Below are 21,358 nucleotides of genomic sequence, written 5' to 3' on the forward strand. Positions count from 1 at the left end.
CGTGCGGCAACTAGAGCAGTTTCGGTCTGACTGAACGATGGAGGCCGAGACGATTGCCTAGGGAACAAGGCGCGGTGAGGCGTCGTAGCGAGGCTGCGGCAAGGAGTCGCAGCGCCTTGCCGCTGGCAAGACGTCCGGGATCGGCGGTACAGTCAGGCTGAAATTGCTCTAGCGTTGCAGGATTTTTCCATGCTGCTCTTCGTCGGCAACTCGACGAATGTAGGCGGCAAAGTCAGGGTCTTCGCCGCGGAGAAGCTGCGGAAGCAGGTAGTAAAAATCTTCCCGGCGCGACCACTCGCGCATGTAATCATCCCAGGAATTCCAGCGTCGCAATGCCACCCCCTTCAGATCATCCTCATAGGAAACAATGTAGGCGCGCTCGAACAATGCGATCAGCATTTCGTAGATGATCAGAGTGCGTTCACGCTGGTCATCGGTAAGGTTATTGCTCATGGTGGCGCTGCGCAGCTGCAAGTCCGGATTGTTGAGGACAATCTTCAGGAAGTCGTTGTAGGCGTTTTGCAGTAGTTGATAAGCCTCTTCATCTTCGGAGTCACGTTCTTTCCGCTGCTCGTACAGGAACAGGAAAATTGCAAACGGCAGGCCGAACACAGTGACCACAAAGCTCGCAGTTTCCCAGAAACCGGGGTCAGTGAAGTAATTCATTGCAATCTCGCTAAGGATATTGCCATCCTACCTCCAATTTCCTTTGCCCGCGAGAATCGGTGCAGCGGTCAGGCTATACCATGTGACTATATGTCGCCTGTGCAAGCAGGTTTGCCCAGGCGGTGCATCCGGCAGCCGAGGCGTGATAGCCGTCTGAGGCCATCAGGGTGCGGTCCCGGACGTCAATGGCGAGCGGAATGTGCAGGGTACGGGGGTGCTGTGCGACGAGTGTCCGGGCAACGGCATCCAGGGTCTGGGCTTTGAGCCCCATGACATGACGTAAGGGCTGCGGCAAGGCGGGAAAATGTGCCATGGGTGGTACGCCTGACACGATAGTGAGCGTTGGCGAACAGCGTTGCGCGATGGCGGAAAGAATGGCCGAGAGGTCATGGCGCCAGCGTGCTGCCGGCTGAAATGCGGTGGTATCGTTGACGCCGAAAGCGATCAGGGCAATGTCGACCCGGGCTACCGGAATGATGGGTACCACCTGTTCCAGTGCTTCGGCGGCGGTCACGCCATTCTTCCCGCAGGCGCGCCAAGCCACCGGGCGGCTAAGCCGGGCGGAGAGTGCTGCGGCGAACTGGCAGGTAATGGCTTCGTCGTATGTGGTGACGCCCACACCGGCAATCGGTGATTCACCGACGCCAAGCAGACGTAGCGGCGGTCCGCCCAACTGTGCGCCTGCACGTCCATGCGCTGGTCCTGCAGCTTCCGGCAATCTGGGCGTCAGGCGGCGGGTACGCTTTCCCTGCAGGATAAGGAAAGGCAGCATGGGCAGGGCGACCAGTTCTGGAAAGTAATGGCGCATCGGTTCAAGAGGTCAAGAGCGTCGGCGTTCTGATGAGAGTATGGTGGCGCGGCTGTCACAATGCTGACCGGGCAGGCGGACTAGCGAGGCTGAAAGGCCGCGCCTGTTCAGCGTATCTTCAGGCCTTCAAGCTCCGGGTTTGCTGGCGGAAAGGCAAACTTCATGGCCTCCATGGTTTCGCAGACAATCGAAGCGATTGCGAGGTTGCGATGGGTCTTGGAGTCGGCCGGAATGATATACCAGGGAGCGTGGTCGGCGTCGGTCTCGTCGATCGCGGTTTGATACGCCTTCTGGTAATCATCCCAGTGGACGCGTTCATCCAGGTCTTTCGGGTCGAATTTCCAGTGCTTTTCCGGATCGTCGACACGTTCCTGCAGACGTTTGCGCTGCTCATCCCGCGAAATATGGAGAAAAAATTTCAGCAACACCGTGCCGGTTTCCGACAGCATTCGTTCGAAGTCGCGGATTTGTGCATAGCGCCGCTTGCATTCATCGGTGTCGATCCATTTGTGCACGCGAGTGATCAACACATCTTCGTAATGGCTGCGATTGAAGATCGTCAGTTCGCCCTGGCCTGGCATCTGCTGGTGCACGCGCCACAGGTAATCGTGCTCCTTTTCAGTCTGGGTTGGCGCCTTGAAGGGTACCGTCCGGATACCTAGGGGATCGATCTTGCCAAAGACGCCCTTGACGGTACCGTCCTTGCCTGAGGTATCCATCCCCTGGAGGATGACGAGGATCTTGCGTTTGTGCTCAGCGTAGAAGACGTTCTGCATGTCAGCGATGCGTTGCGCCATTTCATCGACCCGGTTCTTGTCTGCGTTCTTGTCGTCCGAACTGAGTGACTTGGCGCCGGCCGCTTTGTCGTCAATTTTCAGTTTTTTGGGTTTGCGGAACTCTTCGCGTGCGGTCATGACTTCTCCATTGGGGAAACAGTTGCATGTGCTTGATTCAGATGCTTCTTCAGATGCTTCTATTAATCTTACTGACCGCAGCACGTTCATTGCGTTCGGCGTACCTGTGTTTCGACCGATTTTGCGGCCAACAAAAAAGGCAGCCGAAGCTGCCTTTTGATTTTACTGCCGTACCGGATTAGCGTTTTTGACGCAGCTTTTGAATCGCTGCCAATTGCGCGACTGCAGCGGCCAGTTCGGCCTGTGCCTTCGCATAATCAATCGACGAATCCTTGTTCGACAATGCTTCTTCCGCCAGTTTCTTGGCTTCCGAAGCTTTCGCCTCGTCCAGGTCGTTACCGCGGATGGCAGTGTCTGCCAGTACGGTGACGCCATTCGGCTGCACTTCTAGAATGCCGCCCGCCACGAAAACGAATTCGTCTTCGGCTTGGCCCGGCACCTTGATGCGAACCGCACCCGGCTTGATGCGGGTGATCAGCGGAGTATGCATCGGGTAGATACCCAATTCGCCCGCTTCACCCGGCAACGCCACGAACTCGGCTTCACCGGCGAAGATTTGTTCTTCGGCGGAGACGACGTCTACGTGAATAGTGTTTGCCATGTTAGAACCTTATATGTTCGTCCGAAGATCCGGGAGTAGCAGGCTGACGAAAGGCGGCGGACCGCATGCCGACAACCCTTACCGGATAACTGATTTGCTCCTCTCCCCTTGCATGCAGAGGGAGAGGCTGGCTGCAGGATGCACGTTCCGAAGACGCGTGGACTGCATCCTGCCCTTGCCCTCCCCGAAGGGAGGGAGCGAAACAGTGCTACTGGATCTTCTTGGCTTTTTCGATTGCTTCTTCGATCGTGCCAACCATGTAGAACGCCTGTTCCGGCAGGTGATCGAGTTCGCCGGAAGCGATCATCTTGAAGCCCTTGATCGTGTCTTTCAGCGAAACGTACTTGCCCGGGGAACCGGTAAACACTTCAGCAACGTGGAACGGCTGGGACAGGAAACGCTGCATCTTACGTGCGCGTGCCACAACCAGCTTGTCTTCCGGTGCCAGTTCGTCCATGCCCAGAATCGCGATAATGTCGCGCAATTCCTTGTAGCGCTGCAGCGTGCCCTGAACAGCGCGTGCAGTCTCGTAGTGTTCCTGACCGACGACGTTCGGGTCCAGCTGGCGCGACGTGGAGTCGAGCGGGTCAACCGCAGGGTAGATACCCAGCGCAGCAATATCACGGCTCAACACGACGGTGGAGTCGAGGTGAGCAAACGTGGTCGCCGGAGACGGGTCGGTCAAGTCGTCCGCAGGGACGTACACGGCTTGGATCGAAGTGATCGAACCGGTCTTGGTCGACGTAATACGCTCTTGCAGGCGGCCCATTTCTTCGGCCAGTGTCGGCTGGTAACCCACCGCGGAAGGCATACGACCCAGCAGCGCGGACACTTCGGTACCGGCCAGTGTGTAACGGTAGATGTTGTCGACGAAGAACAACACGTCACGGCCTTCGTCACGGAAGGATTCCGCAATGGTCAGACCGGTCAGCGCGACGCGCAGGCGGTTGCCCGGCGGTTCGTTCATCTGACCGTACACCATCGCGACCTTGGAGTTCGCCAGGTTGTCGAGGTCGACGACCTTGGAGTCTGCCATTTCGTGATAGAAGTCGTTACCTTCACGAGTACGTTCACCCACGCCGGCAAACACGGACAGACCCGAGTGCGCCTTCGCGATGTTGTTGATCAGTTCCATCATGTTCACGGTCTTGCCCACACCTGCACCGCCGAACAGACCGACCTTACCGCCCTTGGCGAACGGGCACACCAGGTCAATCACCTTGATGCCTGTTTCGAGCAGTTCCTGCGACGGCGACAGGTCGTCGTATGCAGGTGCCTTGCGGTGGATCGATGCGGTGCGCTCGGAAGCGACAGGACCACGTTCGTCAATCGGGTTACCCAACACGTCCATGATGCGGCCCAGAGTAGCGGGACCGACCGGCACCATGATCGGTGCGCCAGTGTTCTGGATGGTCATGCCGCGACGCAGACCGTCGGAAGTGCCCAGAGCGATGGTGCGGACGATGCCGTCGCCAAGCTGCTGCTGCACTTCGAGAGTCAGCTCGGAGCCTGCCATTTTCAAGGCGTCATACACCTTGGGCATGGCGTTGCGTGGAAATTCCACGTCAACCACGGCGCCGATACACTGAACGATTTTGCCTTCAGCCATTTTCGTTCCTTCAATATTTAATGTAGATTCGTTTCGTTAAACCGCAGCCGCACCGGCGACGATCTCGGACAGTTCCTTGGTAATCGCAGCCTGGCGGGTCTTGTTGTAGACCAGTTTCAGTTCGCCGATCACGTTACCTGCGTTGTCCGAAGCGGCCTTCATCGCGACCATGCGCGCCGATTGCTCGGACGCCATGTTTTCGGCAACAGCCTGGTAGATCAACGCTTCGACATAGCGCACCAGCAGTTCGTCGATGACAGTCTGCGCATCCGGCTCGTAGATGTAATCCCATGCATGGGATGACTTATCCGCTTCCATCCGCTCGGAAGACAACGGCAGAAGCTGATCCATCATCGGCTCCTGGCGCATCGTGTTGATGAACTTGGTATAGCAAACGTACACTGCGTCGAGCTTGCCTTCCTGGTACGCATCGAGCAACACCTTGACCGGTCCGATCAGCTTTTCCAGATGCGGCGTATCGCCGAGCTGAATTGCGTGGGACACGACCTTCGCGCCGATGCGGTTAAGGAAGCCGAAGCCCTTGTTACCGATCGCAACTGCTTCAACTTTCTTGCCCTGACCTTCGAGTTCACGCACCTTGGTGGTCACCTGACGCAGCACGTTGGTGTTCATGCCGCCGCACAGACCCTTGTCGGTCGTGACGACGATGATGCCCACTGTCTTTGCCGTGTCCTGCTTGACCAGGAACGGGTGTGTGTACTCGGGGTTGGCCTGCGACAAGTGAGCGGCGATATTACGAATCTTGTCACTGTAGGGACGTGCCGAACGCATCCGGTCCTGCGCCTTGCGCATTTTGGATGCGGCGACCATTTCCATCGCCTTGGTGATCTTCTTCGTATTTTCTACGCTCTTGATCTTGCCGCGTATCTCTTTACCTGCAGCCATGAGTACTTACTCCTTTAGCCTAAAGCTCCGTGGCTCAGAATGTTTTCTTGAAGTCGGCAATCGCGGAGGCCAGTGCTGCTTCGCCGTCCTTGTCGAGTTGCTTGGTGTCTTCAATCTTCTGCAGCAGGGCGCCGTGGCTGGTCTTCATGAAGTTGTGCAGGCCGGATTCGAATGCCAGTACGCGCTTCACATCGATGTCGTCGAAGTAGCCCTTGTTCACTGCGAACAGCGATACGGCCATCAACGAGATCGGCAGCGGCGAATACTGTGGCTGCTTCAACAATTCGGTCACGCGTGCGCCGCGGTCGAGCTGCTTGCGGGTTGCTTCGTCGAGGTCGGAAGCAAACTGCGCAAACGCTGCGAGTTCACGGTACTGCGCCAAGTCGGTACGGATACCACCGGACAGGTTCTTGATGACCTTGGTCTGCGCTGCACCACCGACGCGGGACACCGAAATACCGGCGTTGATCGCAGGACGGATACCAGCGTTAAACAGCGAAGTCTCAAGGAAGATCTGGCCGTCGGTAATCGAAATCACGTTGGTCGGAACGAACGCGGAAACGTCGCCAGCCTGTGTTTCAATGATCGGCAACGCGGTCAACGAACCGGTCTTGCCCTTGACTTCACCGTTGGTGAACGCTTCGACATAGTCTGGGTTCACGCGAGCAGCGCGCTCGAGCAGACGGGAGTGCAGATAGAACACGTCACCGGGATACGCTTCACGGCCCGGCGGACGGCGCAGCAGCAGCGAAACCTGACGGTAAGCGACAGCCTGCTTGGACAGATCGTCATAAACGATCAGCGCATCTTCACCGCGGTCGCGGAAGTATTCGCCCATGGCGCAGCCGGAGTAAGCCGATACGTACTGCATCGCGGCGGATTCGGAAGCGGAAGCGGCGACGACGATGGTGTACTCGAGGGCGCCATTCTGTTCCAGCGCGCGCACGATGTTCTTGATGGTCGATGCCTTCTGGCCGATCGCGACATAGATACATGTCATGTTCTGGCCTTTTTGGTTGATGATGGTATCAACCGCAACAGCAGACTTACCGGTTTGGCGGTCGCCAATGATCAGCTCACGCTGTCCACGGCCGATCGGCACCATCGCGTCAATCGCCTTCAGGCCGGTTTGCATCGGCTGGGAAACGGATTGACGTGCGATAACGCCCGGAGCAATCTTTTCGATCGGAGCGGTCAACGCGGTGTTGATCGGGCCTTTGCCGTCGATCGGCTGACCCAGTGCGTTGACAACGCGGCCACGGAGTTCCGGACCGATCGGTACTTCCAGAATACGGCCCGTGCACTTGACGGTATCGCCTTCGGAAATGTGTTCGTAGTCACCCAGGATAACGGCGCCAACGGAGTCGCGCTCGAGGTTCAGCGCGAGGCCGAAGGTGTTGCCCGGGAATTCCAGCATCTCGCCTTGCATCGCGTCGGACAGACCGTGAATGCGGCAGATACCGTCGGTCACGGAAATGACCGTGCCCTGGTTGCGGATTTCAGCGGTTTCGCCAAGGCCTTGAATCCGGCTCTTGATCAGTTCGCTGATTTCAGACGGGTTGAGTTGCATGTTAACTCCTAATATTTTTCACTCTGCCTGGCTTGCGCCAGGGGTCAGAAGCAGCCAATCACGATGCCAGGGCTACGTACATGTTCTGCAGTTTGGCGCGGACCGAAGTGTCGAGCACTTCATCGCCGACTGCGACACGTACGCCGCCGATCAGGGAGTTATCCACTTTCACGGACGGATTGAGCTTGCGGCCAAATTTCTTTTCCAGCGTCGCTACCAGGTCTTTCACTTGCGCGTCGGACAACTCGAACGCGCTCGTGATTTCCGCGTCGGCTGCACCTTCCGCTGCATTCTTCAATGCATGAAACTGCGTACCGATTTCCGGCAGCAACGTCAGGCGGCCGTTTTCCACCAGCATCGCAACGAAGTTTTTCGCTTCGGGCGTGACACTGGATTTCAACAGCGACAGAAAGGTATCGACAATTTGCGCATCCGTATGTTTCGGATTGCTTGCGAAAGACTTGACGTCTGGATTGGCGGCAACCGCAGCCATTTCCGACACGAGATCGGTCCAGGCGGCGAGATTGCCTGATTTGGCAACACGGAACAGTGCTTCTGCGTAAGGACGAGCAATCGTTGCGAGTTCGGCCATGATTACAGTTCAGTCTTCAGTTGGTTCAGCAGGTCGGCGTGAGCCGCTGCGTTAACCTCACGCTTGAGGATCTGCTCGGCGCCGCTCACCGCGAGGGTAGCGACTTGGCTGCGCAGTTCTTCGCGCGCACGAGTGACTTGCTGTTCAGCATCAGCCTTGGCGGCGGCGATAATGCGCGCAGCTTCGTCGGATGCAGTCTTCTTGGCTTCTTCGATAATTGCCTGCGCACGCTTTTCAGCGTCGTTGATGCGCTTTTGGCCTTCGTCACGGGCGGTAGCCAGTTCAGCCTGCGCACGCTTTTCAGCCGCAGCCATCTCTGCCTTGCCCCGGTCGGCGGCAGCCAGACCGTTCGCAATCTTCTCAGCGCGCTCATCGAGCACTTTCATCAGCGGCGGCCACACGAACTTCATTGTGAACATCGCCAAGATGAAGAAGACCACGAACTGTGCAATCAGGGTTGCATTTAAGTTCACGGTATTTTTCCTTCTCAGAATAACGAGAGCCGAACCTGGGTCAGGTCCGGCGGCTGGAAATCGGCGGGTACCGGAGGCGGTACCCTGTGCGCCGGATTACTTCGCGATGAACGGGTTTGCGAACGCAAACAACATAGCGATACCAACACCGATCAGGAACGCAGCGTCGATCAGACCAGCCAGAACGAACATCTTGGCTTGCAGAGTGTTCATCAGTTCAGGCTGACGAGCGGATGCTTCGAGGTACTTGCCGCCCATGATCGCGATACCGATACACGCACCGATAGCACCCAGGCCGATGATCAGACCACAAGCCAGAGCAACAAAAGAGATATCAGTCATTTGAATTCCTTCAAAAAGTTAAAGTTAAAAATTAAAAACAAAATACCCAAAAACAAACTTCGTTACGTACTTCCTATCTTTCGATTCTTTACTGGCTGCTATTTGCTATTAGTGGCCTTCATGCGCCTGGCCGATGTAGATCAAGGTCAGCATCATGAAAATGAATGCCTGCAGGAACACGATCAGGATGTGAAAGATTGCCCAGATAGAGCCGGCAACCACATGACCGAAGAAGCCGAACACGGTGGCTGTCGAGCCGAGCAGCGCGATCAGCAAGAACACCAGTTCACCTGCGTACATGTTGCCCCAGAGTCGCATACCGAGCGACACGGTGCGGGCGATGTATTCAATGAAGTTCAGCAGCAGGTTGAACGGTGCGAGCCAGATGCCGAACGGTGCGGCAAACAGTTCATGCACCCAACCACCGAGGCCTTTGATCTTGACGTTGTAATAGAGAACCAGTGCCAGCACGCCGAGCGCCATGCCGAGTGCGCCATTGAGGTCGGCGGTTGGCACGACACGGTGATGGATATCGATGCCGAACAGACGGAAGATGCCGGAGAACAGGTCTACCGGCAGGAAGTCGAGAGAGTTCATCAGGGCGACCCAGACGAAAACGGTCAGCGCCAGCGGGGCGATGAAGTCACGCTTACCATGCACGATGGACTTCGACTGGTCTTCAACCAGTTCGACGAGCATCTCGACGAAGGCCTGGAATCGACCAGGCACGCCGGAGGTGGCATGACGGGCTGCACGATACATCAGGAGGCAGCCGATGATACCGACGAAGATCGACCAGAAAATGGTATCTATATTGATGATCGAGAAATCGACCATCTTTTCCTGGTGATGGTTTTGCAGGTGTCCGAGGTGGTGGACGATGTATTCTGACGCCGTTGGCGCGTGTGATGCCGCTTCAGTGGTAGATGCCATGTCAGTGCCTAAATAATAAGATGATGTAACTTTTCAGCGCCACGATGAAAGCGGCGATCAGCGCCAGCCAGTTCAAATCGTGGTACAGCCAGACCACCGCACCCAATAGCGCGAGGGTCAATGCAATCTTGATAAATTCGCCGATGAAAAAAGTCATCGGGTTGACCGCGCCCGGCTTTCTCGCGCTGATAAATAAGCGCAGAGCGAACAAGCCGTTTGGCACCACACAGCACAGCCCACCCAGAAGCGCCGACACCAGCGCATGTACGCCGCCCAGCATGCCGGCTATCAGTCCGGCGATAACCGTAGTTGCAAATTGCATGAGGACGATGTGCAGCATAAAGGTCCGAATCGTGCAATCCGTGCCACCAGAAGAATGCTTCTGATGCCTGCTACGGGCCGCGGTGTTTCAAGGTGGTGCGTTGCGTGAAACCACGGGATTATAAGTGTTTTCCGCAGTCACCGTCAAACAATTGCCGGGCTGAATGCCGCATGGATGCTACGGTAAAACTACGATAGACAGCTTTACAAATCCCTGATTGATGCTCCTCTGCACCGCACCTCGAAGACCTTTCCATCCATGGCCAGAATAGGTATTCTTGGTCGGCAGAACAATTACCTGATAAGTAATCCATTCTGCTTCGCCCCCTGCTTCGGTGCGTAGAATGTCAGGTTGTCGTTCTTTGTTGTTGCGGAAGGACGCGCTTCTTGCGGTGAGAGGATTTGCTCACAGATGTGTTGCCCGTTGTGAATCGTTGCTGCTAGGGTTCGCGGCGGCGCGCCAGCATTCCCAGCCATTCCCTTCCTTCCGGCCAGTCACCAAGACCGCTCTCGCCATTAATATGTCCACGCGGACCGATGTCATGGAAACCTGCATTCCAGCCATTCGCCCATGCCCGCGCACGCGATAATTCACACCACGGGTCATCCGATGAAGCAACGACAATTGCGGGAAACGGAAGCGGCGCACGGGGCATCGGTGCAAAGCCGGTGATGAAGCTGGGAAAATCGGCACGCTCGACATCCGGTGGCGCGACCAGTAGCGCGCCGAGCACCTTGCCGACGTGCGCAGCCTGGTGCCGCTGGCTGGCCCACCAGGCAGTCAGTGCGCAACCCATGCTGTGCGCAGCAAGCACGACCGGTCCATCCGCGGCGGCGATGGCGGCGTCGAGCGTTGCTTCCCAGTCATGCCGGGCAGGCTTGTCCCAGTCGCTCTGCACGACACGTCTGGCATTCGGCATGATGGCTTCCCAGACGGTTTGCCAATGGCCTTCGCCGGAGTTATACAGACCGGGCAGGATCAGGACGCTGTAGGTCATCGATAGACAGAATTCATGCAGCTTGTTTTTCAGTGCGCAATTTGGCGATCAGATCATCAAGCGCATCCAGGTTGGCAAAGTCGATAACCAGCTGTCCCTTGTTCTTGGCACCAAGCTTGATCGCGACCTGGGTGGCAAGCAGGTCGGACAACTCTTCCTCGAGCCGGGAGATGTCACGTGACTTTTCCTTGTTGGGGCGCTGCTTGTTGGCCGATGCCTGTTCGCTGCCGGCGCGGATGACCAGCTTTTCGGCTTCACGTACCGACATGCGGCGGGCGACGATCTGGTTGGCGAGCGTAATCTGCGTTGCGGAATCAACGGCCAGCAACGCACGGGCATGGCCCATGTCGATATCGCCGGCCATCAGCATGGTCTGCACCGGCTTGGCGAGGTTCATCAGACGGAGCAGGTTGGACACCGCGCTGCGCGAGCGGCCGACCGCGTTTGCCGCCTGCTCGTGTGTGAAGTCGAAATCCGAAATCAGTCGATGAATGCCTTGCGCCTCTTCCAGCGGGTTGAGATCTTCACGCTGGATATTCTCAATCAACGCCATCGCGGCGGCGGCCTGGTCATCAACATCCTTGACCAGCACCGGTACTTCCGTCAGGCCGGCGATCTGGGCGGCACGGAAGCGGCGTTCGCCGGCGATGATTTCATATTTGTCGGGTCCCATGTGCGCAACCGGACGCACGAGGATGGGTTGCATCAGGCCCTGCGCCTTGATCGATGCGGCAAGTTCATTCAATGCGCCTTCATCCATGCGTGTGCGCGGCTGGTATTTACCAGCCTGCATCTGCGTGACATTCAATACCGATGGCGCGCCGGGCACGGTAGGTACCGCCTCGGCCATGTCGGACGAACCGCCCAGCAAGGCATCAAGCCCACGTCCGAGTCCCTTGGATTTTTTGATAGCCATGATCTGCCTTACATTGAATGAATGCGTTCAACCATCTCCGCACCGAATGCGATGTACGCCTGCGCACCCTTGGACGACGGATCGAAGGTAACGCCGGGCATGCCATACGAAGGCGCTTCCGCCAGTCGGACATTGCGCGGAATGATGGTCTTGAAAACCTTGTCGCCGAAATGCTGCTCGAGTTGCGCGGAAACCTGCTGCGACAGGGTCATGCGCGGATCGAACATCACCCGCAGCAAGCCGATGATCTTCAGATCCGTGTTGAGCTTGGCGTGCACCTTCTTGATGGTGTTGACCAGATCAGACAGACCCTCGAGCGCATAGTATTCGCACTGCATCGGGATGATGACGCCGTGCGCGGCGCACAAGCCGTTGAGGGTAAGCATCGATAACGCGGGCGGACAATCGATCAGTACGAAATCGTACTCGTCACTGACTAGGGCGATCGCGTCTTTCAGGCGCTTCTCGCGATTGTCGAGTTCGACCATTTCCACTTCCGCACCAGCCAGCTCGCGATTGGCCGGCAAGATGTCGAACTTTCCGGTGTCCGATGTCTTGCATGCGGTCTTGATGTCGGACATGCCGAGCAGGACCTCGTAGACAGAAGCTTCCAGCTCCGACTTGTTGATACCCGCTCCCATGGTGGCATTCCCCTGCGGGTCCAGATCAACCAGCAATACGCGTTGCTTGAGTTGTGCGAGTCCTGCGGCGAGGTTGACGGCAGTAGTTGTTTTGCCGACGCCGCCTTTCTGGTTGGCGACGCAGAATATTTTGGCCATTTGTTCTTAGTTGGTTGTTAGTTTGATGCCGAAGCCAATCAGAAAGATGCCGGCCGCGCGTGATGCGAATGCCGCAATACGGCGATTGCGTGCCAGTCGCTTCGCCGCGGCATTGCCGGCGATGACCAGCAGACTGCCATAAAACAGCGTGCAACAGGAAATCACTGCACCCATCGCGAGGAAAGTTGTTGCGCCCTGCTGTGTCGCCGGATCGATAAACAACGGGAAGAATGCCATGTAGAACACGATGGCCTTCGGGTTGATGATGGTGACCAGGAAGCCACGGCGGAAATCGGCCGCGTTGGAAAATGGGATAACTGCGGCATCCTTCCCCGCCTTTGCCGTCATCAGCTTGAAGCCTAGCCATGCGAGATAAACCGCGCCCAGGTATTGCAGGCCTTTGAAGAGAACCGGATTGGCCTGCAACAGGGCTGCGACACCGAGTGCGGCCAACAGCATCAGGACCGCGTCGCCGAGCATCAGCCCGATCAGTGACGCATACCCGCCACGTAGGCCATGTCTGCCGGTGCTGGTGAGAACGCAAAACGTGCCGGGTCCCGGCAGTATCAGGAACACCATGGTGGCGGCAATGAGTTGCCAGACATCGGTGATGCCGATTGCGTGAAAGACAGCGTTCATGTTTCCCCTGCTCTCTTGATGAAGATGAGGTGGCGCTCTGCCTCCATGCCGGGTACCTGCAGCGCTTGGGTGGCCGTGACTTTCCAGCCGGCCGGCAGACGCGCGATTTCTTCCTGCGGCAGCACACCCTTGAGGGCTATGAACTGGCCGCCCGGTGCGAGCAAGTGTCCGGACCAGGTGACGAAATCCTTGAGTTCGGCGAAGGCGCGCGAAGTAATTACATCGAATGGTGTCGCGACTTTCAGCTGTTCGACACGCGCAGTGTAGATCGTCACATTACGCAGCCCGAGTTCAGCTTTTGCCTGAGTCAGGAATGCGGTTTTCTTATGTACGGTATCGATCATCGACATTTGCATGTCGGGACGCGCAATCGCCAGCACGATGCCGGGAAGTCCACCGCCGGCACCGACATCGAGCACATTGTTCGCCTGGCTGAATGCCGGTACGGCAGCGAGTGAATCCAGCAGATGCTGGATCACCATTTGCGCCGGATCGCGTACTGCAGTCAGGTTGTAGACAGCGTTCCATTTTGCTAACAGGCTCAGGTAGTCCATCAATTGACCAGTCTGTGCATCACTGAGTCCGAGCTGCAAAGCGCCAATGCCATCGGCAAGTACGCGGGTGAGCTGGTCGCGGGAAAAGTCGGTCATCGGCCGGCTTTCTCAGGCGACGGCCTGGACCGTGGCGAAATCCCTGAACCCGCCCTTTTTCAGATGCACTAGCAGCAGGGAAATGGCTGCCGGTGTCACGCCGGAAATGCGGGAAGCCTGGCCTAGGGTTTCAGGACGGTGTGTATTCAGCTTTTGACGTACTTCCACAGACAGTCCGCGCACTTCCATATAGTCAAGTTCCGCTGGCAGCTTCAGGTTTTCGTAGTGGTCGTGGCGCTCAACCTCCTTTGCCTGACGGTCAATGTAGCCGGCGTACTTGATCTGGATCTGGACCTGTTCCTTGACGGCTTCATCCGTGACGCCCGGCCCGGCGAGGTCCTTGCCGTCTGCGTCTTTCAGGCTCATCAGGGTATCGTAGTCAACATTGGGGCGGCGCAGCAGATCAGTGAGCGCATACTCTCTCTCAATGGCTTTACCTAACACGCGTTCAGCTTCCGTAACTGGAACGATGCGTGGATTAACCCAAGTCGATTTCAAGCGCTCCATTTCACGTGCAACCGCCTCGCGCTTGCGTTCGAAGATTTCCCATTGCGCGTCACTGACGCAGCCGAGCGTGCGACCGATCTCGGTCAGGCGCATGTCGGCATTATCTTCCCGCAGGCTAAGCCGGTATTCCGCCCGGCTGGTGAACATCCGATATGGTTCCTGAACACCCTTGGTGATCAGGTCGTCGACCAGAACGCCGAGATAGGCTTCATCACGGCGTGGCGTCCAGGCTTCGCGTCCTTGGGTTTGCAGCGCGGCATTCAAGCCGGCGAGCATGCCTTGCGCTGCCGCTTCTTCATATCCGGTGGTGCCATTGATCTGACCGGCAAAGAACAGGCCTTGAATCGCTTTGGTTTCCAGCGAAGCCTTCAAACCACGCGGATCGAAGTAATCGTATTCGATCGCATAACCGGGGCGCAGGATATGCGCGTTTTCCAGGCCCCGCATCGAGTGCACCAATTCCAGCTGTACGTCGAAGGGCAAGCTGGTGGAAATGCCGTTGGGGTAAAACTCGTTTGTGGTCAGCCCTTCTGGTTCCAGAAAAATCTGATGCGCGTTCTTGTCTGCGAAGCGGTGAATCTTGTCTTCGATCGATGGACAATAGCGTGGCCCTACTCCTTCAATCACACCGGTGTACATGGGGCTGCGGTCCAAGCCATTACGGATGATGTCGTGGGTACGCTCGTTGGTATGGGTAATCCAGCAGGGCAATTGCTGCGGATGCATAGATGCATCACCCATCACGGAAAACACCGGCACTGGATCGAGGTCGCCGGGCTGCTCTTCCATCACGGAAAAATCAATACTCCGGCCATCAATGCGCGGCGGTGTACCGGTCTTCAGTCGTCCTTGTGGCAGCTTGAGCTCTTTCAGGCGAGCTGACAGAGAAATTGCCGGGGGATCGCCAGCGCGACCTGCCGAATAGTTATTCAAGCCAACGTGGATCTTGCCATCGAGGAAGGTTCCAGCGGTAAGTACCACTGCGCGACCGCGGAACCGGATCCCAATTTGGGTTACGGCACCGACGACGCGCTCACCCTCCACCATCAGATCATCAACGGCTTGCTGGAATAACCAAAGGTTTTGCTGGTTTTCCAACCGATGGCGAATGGCTTTTTTATAGAGAATTCTGTCCGCCTGAGCACGCGTAGCGCGAACTGCAGGGCCCTTGGAAGAGTTGAGAATCCGAAATTGGATGCCGGCTTCGTCAGTGGCAATTGCCATTACACCGCCCATGGCATCGACTTCCTTAACGAGATGCCCCTTGCCGATCCCGCCGATTGACGGGTTGCAAGACATCTGGCCGAGAGTTTCAATATTGTGGGTTAGCAGCAAGGTCTTTTGCCCCATGCGTGCAGCAGCTAATGCAGCTTCGGTGCCGGCATGACCGCCGCCGACGACAATAACGTCAAATTCTGTAGGAAAAAGCATAGTTCGCCTCGGTGAGACGGTGATGAAGGGAGCCGGCGAAGTGCTGCCGGAGGCGAGATTATACGGGGTTTTTATGGTTGACCGTTGAGCCCTGTATGCTTTCTACGTCAGTTTGTTTCACGTGAAACAATCAGAATGGGAGCTTGGCGGCAACAAAGCCGGCGATGAAGGCAAGGCCAATACCAATACTCCAATATGGCCAGTTGGTTGAGCGTTGTAGTGCTTCCACTTTGCGCCGCGAACTCGTGACCGGCCGAGTGTATTCCCGCGATGGCTTGGCTGCTTGGTGCCTGCCTTGTACACGTCGCTCCCGCAACTCGCTGGTGAGCGAGTCGGCGAGCGCAATATGATGCTCGTCCATGGCTGCTTGGGTCACCGGAGTAGTAATCGACTCGCCTGCCGCGTCGGACATCATCGTTTGCACCTCGGTTACGGGTGCGGCCGAGGCAAGGCGCGCCTCCGCACCGATAGCGGAATTGCGCGGCCTTGTCTCGCCAAGCTCTTCTTCTACGTCATGGATAATGATAGTGACTGGATCCAGAGGGTCTTGCTGAAGGAATCGGTCGATAATTGAGCGTTCCACAGCCTCCGGTGATTGGTCGGGTACTGGCATAAATACTTCAACGATCAACTCCTTCTTAATCAGTGTATTGAAGGCCCGTGCAAAGCGTTCATCCCGCAACACTGGAAGTTTTTTCCGGACATCACTATACGGTGTAACGCCATCGACCATAATCAGGACCAAGCGCTCGCTCTGTGTCAGGCCATGACGTTTTTCATGTATCTCTTCACGCCCGGTATGTGTTCGTTGGAATATCAAACTGGTATCCACCTTCTTCGCTCCCCTTATGTTTCACGTGAAACATTACATGTGGCGTTGGCTGCTTTCTGCATTGGCGCCTAGTTAGGCTATCATGCAAGCTATCCTCTCAAAGTCACCAGCGCTCTACCATATCTGCAACAACCTATTACATTAAAGAAACTATCCAAGGAGATTCCATGACTGCCCCCTCCCCAACCGGTGCATTTAGCTTTAGTACTGTTGCACACATTGTCTCAGAACCAGGTGCCGTAAAGCGCCTGGGAAGCATTGCAGCGCAACACTTTCCTGCTGTTCGCCGTGCGTTGATTGTGACTGATGGTGGATTTCTGAAGACTGGATTAGTCGATGCACCAATTGCTTCCATGCGTGAGGCCGGCATACACGTGAGTATTTATTCGGACGTGGTCGCCGATCCGCCTGAAGCCGTGATAGTGAGTGCAGTCGAGGAAGCGCGCAAGAATGAAACCGATCTGGTGATTGGCTTGGGCGGTGGCAGTTCAATGGACGTTGCCAAGCTGATTGCCGTCCTCGCCGGCAGCGATCAGGAACTGAAAGCCATATATGGAATTGGCAATGTCAAAGGCCCGCGGCTTCCCCTCATCCAAGTCCCGACCACTGCCGGCACAGGTTCCGAGGTCACACCAATTTCCATCGTCACCACCGGCGCCACCACCAAGACGGGCGTTGTTTCCCCGCAGCTCTATGCGGATGTCGCTATCCTTGATGCGGAACTGACCGTCGGCCTGCCGCCAAAAGTTACCGCGGCCACTGGCATTGACGCGATGGTGCATGCGATTGAAGCCTATACCACCAAGATCAAAAAGAATCCGCTATCGGACATGCTTGCACGGGAAGCATTGAAGCTGTTATCCACCAACATCATCGCTGCCTGCGAAGATGGCAAAAACCTGGAAGTTCGCCAGGCCATGCTGTTAGGTGCGATGCTCGCTGGCCAATCCTTCGCCAATGCGCCGTGTGCAGCAGTTCATGCCCTCGCCTATCCGATCGGCGGCATATTTCACGTGCCACATGGGCTGTCCAATTCCCTGGTCTTGCCGCACGTATTGCGCTTCAATGCAGCGAATGCTGCCCCATTGTATGCGGAGCTGGCCGACATCATTGCGCCGGGCGCAACGGGCAGCGACGAAGCACGCACCCAGGCATTGATCGACCAGATGGACCAGATTGCGCGACGAACCGGCATTGAAACCCAATTGCGCCAGGTTGGCATTGCCGAATCGGATCTCGATCGCCTGACTGACGACGCAATGTTGCAGACACGGCTGCTGACCAACAACCCGCGTGAGGTGACACGCAACGATGCCCGCGCGATATACGCCGCGGCGCTGTAATACGCTAAAAAACCAAAGGGAAGAAGCCGGCAGCAGGACGCTGCCGGCGCAAGACAATCAGTGTGCGGAAGACGATGCTGCAGGGGCTCGCTTGAAGAGAGCGCTGATCTCTCCAACGATGCCGCGGCGGAAGGCAAGCACGCAAACGATGAAGATGAAACCGGTAACGATGGTGACCGATTCACCGATCGAGCGGAACCATTCAATGCTGGTCATGGCAGCAAGCCAGTTACCCAAGTCACCCAGTTTATTCTCCAGAGCAATAATCAGGATGGCACCGACGATCGGGCCGGTCAGTGTGCCCAAGCCGCCGACCAACGTCATCAATACCACCAGGCCGGACATCGACCAATGCACATCGGTCAGTGTCTCGAAACCAAGCACTACGGTTTTAGTAGCGCCCGCCAGTCCCGACAGCGAAGCCGACAACACGAAGGCGAGCAGCTTGTAACGGTCAACGTCATAGCCGAGCGAGATGGCACGCGGTTCGTTTTCCTTGATCGCTTTCAGCACCTGGCCGAATGGAGAATGCACAGTTCGCACGATCAGCGCATAAGCTGCGATGCAGATGGCCAGCACGACAAAGTACAGTGTTATGTCGCTTTCAAGGTCAATGACACCAAGTAACTTTCCACGTGGCACGCCCTGCAGGCCATCTTCACCGCCAGTAAACGGTGCCTGCAAAAAGACGAAATACAGCATCTGCGCCAATGCCAATGTAATCATGGTGAAGTAAATGCCCTGTCGACGGATTGCCAGCCCGCCCATGATCAAGCCAATCAGCGCCGCCACAATGACGCCGGCAGCGATGCCCAATTCAAATGGCAATCCCATGACCTTCAGCACATGACCGGTGATATAGCCCGCGCCCCCAAAAAACGCTGCATGCCCGAACGACAGCAGTCCGGTAAAACCGATCAACAAATTGAAGGCGCATGCAAACAACGCAAAGCACAACACTTTCATCAGGAATACCGGATAAAGAAAATATGGCGCCGCCAGCGCAACCGCGATGGCGATTGCATATCCGACTTTCTTGTTCATGGTTCCAACCTTTTCAAACCTGTGATTCCGAACAAGCTATTCAAACAATATTCAAACGACCTGCAATACCTCTCATCGGCCGGCGGCTTCGCTGCGTTCGGAATGACAGCGAAACCTGCGACCGGGCGCAGCGGGTTTATTTCTCTTTCCCGAACAAGCCGGCCGGACGAATCATCAGCACGATGGCCATGATGATGAACACGACGGTCGCCGACAGCTCCGGATAAAACACACGTGTCAGGCCCTCAATGACACCGAGGCCGAGGCCGGTAAGGATCGACCCCATGATGGAACCCATACCACCGATCACCACCACGGCGAACACAACGATGATCAGGTTGGACCCCATCAGCGGCGATACCTGGATCACCGGCGCCGCGAGCACGCCGGCCAGCGCGGCCAGCGCCACGCCGAAGCCGTAGGTCAGCGTGACCATCAGCGGCACATTGATGCCGAAAGCCTCGACCAGCTTGGGGTTTTCGGTACCGGCACGCAGGTAGGCACCGAGTTTGGTCTTCTCGATGACGAACCATGTGGCGAAACACACCACCAAAGACGCCAGAACGACCCAGGCGCGGTATTTTGGCAGGATCATGAATCCGAGGTTGAACGCACCCGAAAGCGCCTCAGGCACTGAATACGGCTGTCCCGATACGCCATAGATGGAGCGGAACACCCCTTCCAGCATCAAGGTGATCCCGAAGGTCAGCAGCAAACCATACAGGTGATCGAGTTTGTACAGCCAACGCAGCATCGTCTTTTCGATAATGATGCCGAACACGGCAACGATCAGTGGTGCGACGATCAGCATGATCCAGTAATTGACCTCAAAGTAATTGAGGCCCATCCACGCCAGGAAGGCGCCCATCATGTAAAGCGCGCCGTGCGCAAAATTGATCACGTTAAGCAGGCCGAAGATCACCGCAAGGCCGAGCGACAGCATTGCGTAGAACGAGCCGTTCACCAGGCCGAGCAGCAGCTGGCTCAGCATGGCCTGCAGGGGGATGCCGAATATATCCATAAACGATTAGAGAGTAGATGATGCCGATGATGCCAGTCATATGCCCTCACCCGCCGTCCTGATCCTGACAGAGAGTCATGAACGATGAGCGAAACAGCAGGGCTGCTGTTACAACGCGACCTTCCGGCAAGAGAGGTTGCGTAATCCGCCCGGAGCGCCGTACCTCTGCCCCGGGCGTAAAGTGAAACAGTAACTACACAAACAAAACCCGGACCTTTAAATCCGGTCCGGGCTGATTCCTACCTGCTTACTTCCACAAAGCGCACTTTGATTCGGCCTTGGTAGTGAATGCCTGGTCGCCCGGGATGGTCTGCACCACCTTATAGTAATCCCATGGATACTTGGATTCGTTCGGGGCCTTTACCTGCATCAGGAACATGTCATGCACCATGCGGCCATCCGGACGGATCATGCCGTTCTTGGCGAACATGTCGTTGATTTTTGTTTTTTTCATGTGCTCGATGACCTTGTCCGAATCATCGGTACCTGTCGCCTTGACCGCATTCAGGTAAGTCAACGTAGCCGAGTAGTCGGCGGCTTGCAGGCTGGAAGGCATCTTCTTCATTTTTTCGAAGTAGCGACGCGCCCATTTGCGGGTCTCGTCGTTCTGGTCCCAGTACCAGGCGTCAGTCAGGTACATGCCCTGTGTCAGTTTCGGGGTCAGCGAGTGCACGTCGTTGATGAACATCAGCAGGCCGGCCAGCTTCATCGACTTGGTGATGCCGAACTCGTTGGCTGCCTTGATAGTATTGATCGTGTCACCGCCCGCATTGGCGAGACCCAGGATCTGTGCCTTGGAAGACTGAGCCTGCAGCAGGAACGACGAGAAGTCGGACGCTGACAGCGGATGGCGTACCGAGCCGACCACCGTGCCACCGGATGCCTTGACGACATTGCTGGTATCACTTTCCAGCGATGCGCCGAACGCATAATCGGCAGTCAGGAAAAACCAGCTCTTGCCGCCCTGTTTGACGACCGCGGAGCCGGTACCCTTGGCCAGAGCAACCGTATCGTACGAATAATGGATGGTGTACGGTGTGCATTCTTCGTTGGTCAGACGCGCGGTACCTGCACCGATGGAAATGAAGGACTTCTTCTTTTCCGCCGCGACCTTCGCCATCGACAGGTTGGTACCGGAATTGGTACCGCCGAGCAGCATGTCGACGCCATCGCGGTCGAACCATTCACGCGCCTTGCTGGCCGCGACGTCGGCCTTGTTCTGGTGGTCGGCGAAGACCAGTTCGATTTTCTTGCCGTTGACCGAGCCACCGAAGTCGGCGATGGCCATCTTGATCGCTTCGACGCCGCCCTGTCCATCGATGTCCGAATACAGGCCCGAGATATCGGTGATGAAACCAATCTTCACCGTATCGCCGGAAATTTGCGCGGATGCGGATCCGGCCATGGCGAGCGCCAGCGTCGATGCTACGGCAACTGCAATTGCTTTCAACTTCATTTGGATC

The 21,358-nt window shown here is 56.6% G+C and carries 23 protein-coding genes; 1 reads left to right on the plus strand and 22 read right to left on the minus strand.

The window, feature by feature from the left end:
* Positions 1 to 168: 168 nt before the first annotated feature.
* The 19 genes from ACFQUU_RS09070 to ACFQUU_RS09160 all read right to left on the minus strand — a co-directional run bounded on the left by ACFQUU_RS09070 (position 169) and on the right by ACFQUU_RS09160 (position 16,475).
* On the minus strand, positions 169 to 666 hold the full coding sequence (locus ACFQUU_RS09070) for a hypothetical protein (protein WP_382245826.1): 498 nt from the start codon (positions 664 to 666) through the stop codon (positions 169 to 171).
* Between the two features lie 73 nt (positions 667 to 739).
* Complete coding sequence (locus tag ACFQUU_RS09075; protein ID WP_382245828.1) at positions 740 to 1,474, minus strand: SGNH/GDSL hydrolase family protein; 735 nt, start codon at positions 1,472 to 1,474, stop codon at positions 740 to 742.
* A gap of 107 nt (positions 1,475 to 1,581) precedes the next feature.
* Positions 1,582 to 2,388: a PPK2 family polyphosphate kinase gene (locus ACFQUU_RS09080; RefSeq protein ID WP_382245831.1), complete on the minus strand. Its 807-nt coding sequence runs from the start codon at positions 2,386 to 2,388 to the stop codon at positions 1,582 to 1,584.
* Positions 2,389 to 2,566: 178 nt separating this feature from the next.
* Entirely contained in the window at positions 2,567 to 2,989 is a 423-nt protein-coding gene (locus ACFQUU_RS09085) for a F0F1 ATP synthase subunit epsilon (RefSeq protein WP_382245834.1), read from the minus strand.
* Between the two features lie 208 nt (positions 2,990 to 3,197).
* Positions 3,198 to 4,598: a F0F1 ATP synthase subunit beta gene (gene atpD / locus ACFQUU_RS09090; RefSeq protein WP_382245837.1), complete on the minus strand. Its 1,401-nt coding sequence runs from the start codon at positions 4,596 to 4,598 to the stop codon at positions 3,198 to 3,200.
* Between the two features lie 36 nt (positions 4,599 to 4,634).
* Positions 4,635 to 5,504, minus strand: coding sequence for a F0F1 ATP synthase subunit gamma (gene atpG, locus ACFQUU_RS09095; protein ID WP_057288920.1), 870 nt, complete (start codon positions 5,502 to 5,504; stop codon positions 4,635 to 4,637).
* A gap of 34 nt (positions 5,505 to 5,538) precedes the next feature.
* Entirely contained in the window at positions 5,539 to 7,074 is a 1,536-nt protein-coding gene (gene atpA / locus ACFQUU_RS09100) for a F0F1 ATP synthase subunit alpha (protein ID WP_382245841.1), read from the minus strand.
* 58 nt (positions 7,075 to 7,132) lie between these two features.
* Positions 7,133 to 7,666 (minus strand): F0F1 ATP synthase subunit delta, encoded by a 534-nt coding sequence (locus ACFQUU_RS09105; protein WP_057288922.1) that lies wholly within the window; start codon positions 7,664 to 7,666, stop codon positions 7,133 to 7,135.
* A 2-nt stretch (positions 7,667 to 7,668) separates the two neighbouring features.
* Positions 7,669 to 8,139 carry a F0F1 ATP synthase subunit B gene (locus tag ACFQUU_RS09110; RefSeq protein WP_382245844.1) on the minus strand — a complete coding sequence of 157 codons (471 nt, stop codon included), beginning with the start codon at positions 8,137 to 8,139 and terminating at the stop codon, positions 7,669 to 7,671.
* Positions 8,140 to 8,235: 96 nt separating this feature from the next.
* Positions 8,236 to 8,481: a F0F1 ATP synthase subunit C gene (gene atpE, locus ACFQUU_RS09115; protein WP_057288924.1), complete on the minus strand. Its 246-nt coding sequence runs from the start codon at positions 8,479 to 8,481 to the stop codon at positions 8,236 to 8,238.
* A gap of 108 nt (positions 8,482 to 8,589) precedes the next feature.
* On the minus strand, positions 8,590 to 9,414 hold the full coding sequence (atpB, locus tag ACFQUU_RS09120) for a F0F1 ATP synthase subunit A (RefSeq protein WP_382245848.1): 825 nt from the start codon (positions 9,412 to 9,414) through the stop codon (positions 8,590 to 8,592).
* Position 9,415: 1 nt separating this feature from the next.
* On the minus strand, positions 9,416 to 9,754 hold the full coding sequence (locus tag ACFQUU_RS09125) for an ATP synthase subunit I (RefSeq protein WP_057288926.1): 339 nt from the start codon (positions 9,752 to 9,754) through the stop codon (positions 9,416 to 9,418).
* Between the two features lie 421 nt (positions 9,755 to 10,175).
* Complete coding sequence (locus tag ACFQUU_RS09130; protein WP_382245852.1) at positions 10,176 to 10,733, minus strand: RBBP9/YdeN family alpha/beta hydrolase; 558 nt, start codon at positions 10,731 to 10,733, stop codon at positions 10,176 to 10,178.
* Positions 10,734 to 10,746: 13 nt separating this feature from the next.
* On the minus strand, positions 10,747 to 11,649 hold the full coding sequence (locus ACFQUU_RS09135; RefSeq protein WP_382245855.1) for a ParB/RepB/Spo0J family partition protein: 903 nt from the start codon (positions 11,647 to 11,649) through the stop codon (positions 10,747 to 10,749).
* A gap of 8 nt (positions 11,650 to 11,657) precedes the next feature.
* On the minus strand, positions 11,658 to 12,428 hold the full coding sequence (locus tag ACFQUU_RS09140; RefSeq protein WP_382245858.1) for a ParA family protein: 771 nt from the start codon (positions 12,426 to 12,428) through the stop codon (positions 11,658 to 11,660).
* 6 nt (positions 12,429 to 12,434) lie between these two features.
* Positions 12,435 to 13,067, minus strand: coding sequence for a leucine efflux protein LeuE (gene leuE / locus ACFQUU_RS09145; protein WP_382245861.1), 633 nt, complete (start codon positions 13,065 to 13,067; stop codon positions 12,435 to 12,437).
* Positions 13,064 to 13,717 carry a 16S rRNA (guanine(527)-N(7))-methyltransferase RsmG gene (rsmG, locus tag ACFQUU_RS09150; protein WP_382245864.1) on the minus strand — a complete coding sequence of 218 codons (654 nt, stop codon included), beginning with the start codon at positions 13,715 to 13,717 and terminating at the stop codon, positions 13,064 to 13,066. Before rsmG ends, leuE begins: the two co-directional genes overlap by 4 nt.
* 12 nt (positions 13,718 to 13,729) lie before the next feature.
* The gene (gene mnmG / locus ACFQUU_RS09155; RefSeq protein WP_382245867.1) at positions 13,730 to 15,655 is read right to left on the minus strand and encodes a tRNA uridine-5-carboxymethylaminomethyl(34) synthesis enzyme MnmG; all 1,926 of its coding nucleotides are present in this window, start codon (positions 15,653 to 15,655) and stop codon (positions 13,730 to 13,732) included.
* 130 nt (positions 15,656 to 15,785) lie between these two features.
* Complete coding sequence (locus tag ACFQUU_RS09160; RefSeq protein ID WP_382245871.1) at positions 15,786 to 16,475, minus strand: hypothetical protein; 690 nt, start codon at positions 16,473 to 16,475, stop codon at positions 15,786 to 15,788.
* Positions 16,476 to 16,654: 179 nt separating this feature from the next.
* On the opposite strand from ACFQUU_RS09160, the gene ACFQUU_RS09165 reads away from it, so the two are divergent.
* Positions 16,655 to 17,830 (plus strand): iron-containing alcohol dehydrogenase, encoded by a 1,176-nt coding sequence (locus tag ACFQUU_RS09165; protein ID WP_382245874.1) that lies wholly within the window; start codon positions 16,655 to 16,657, stop codon positions 17,828 to 17,830.
* Between the two features lie 57 nt (positions 17,831 to 17,887).
* Here the strand turns inward: ACFQUU_RS09165 and ACFQUU_RS09170 are convergent, their stop codons facing one another.
* From ACFQUU_RS09170 to ACFQUU_RS09180, 3 genes are all read right to left on the minus strand, one after another.
* Positions 17,888 to 18,874 carry a branched-chain amino acid ABC transporter permease gene (locus tag ACFQUU_RS09170; RefSeq protein WP_382245877.1) on the minus strand — a complete coding sequence of 329 codons (987 nt, stop codon included), beginning with the start codon at positions 18,872 to 18,874 and terminating at the stop codon, positions 17,888 to 17,890.
* Positions 18,875 to 19,010: 136 nt separating this feature from the next.
* Positions 19,011 to 19,895, minus strand: a complete 885-nt coding sequence (locus tag ACFQUU_RS09175; RefSeq protein WP_382245880.1) for a branched-chain amino acid ABC transporter permease — start codon at positions 19,893 to 19,895, stop codon at positions 19,011 to 19,013.
* A gap of 247 nt (positions 19,896 to 20,142) precedes the next feature.
* Positions 20,143 to 21,351, minus strand: a complete 1,209-nt coding sequence (locus tag ACFQUU_RS09180; RefSeq protein ID WP_382245883.1) for an ABC transporter substrate-binding protein — start codon at positions 21,349 to 21,351, stop codon at positions 20,143 to 20,145.
* Positions 21,352 to 21,358 lie beyond the last annotated feature (7 nt).

This window comes from Herbaspirillum sp. GCM10030257 (genome assembly GCF_042666555.1).
GTDB lineage: Bacteria > Pseudomonadota > Gammaproteobacteria > Burkholderiales > Burkholderiaceae_D > Noviherbaspirillum.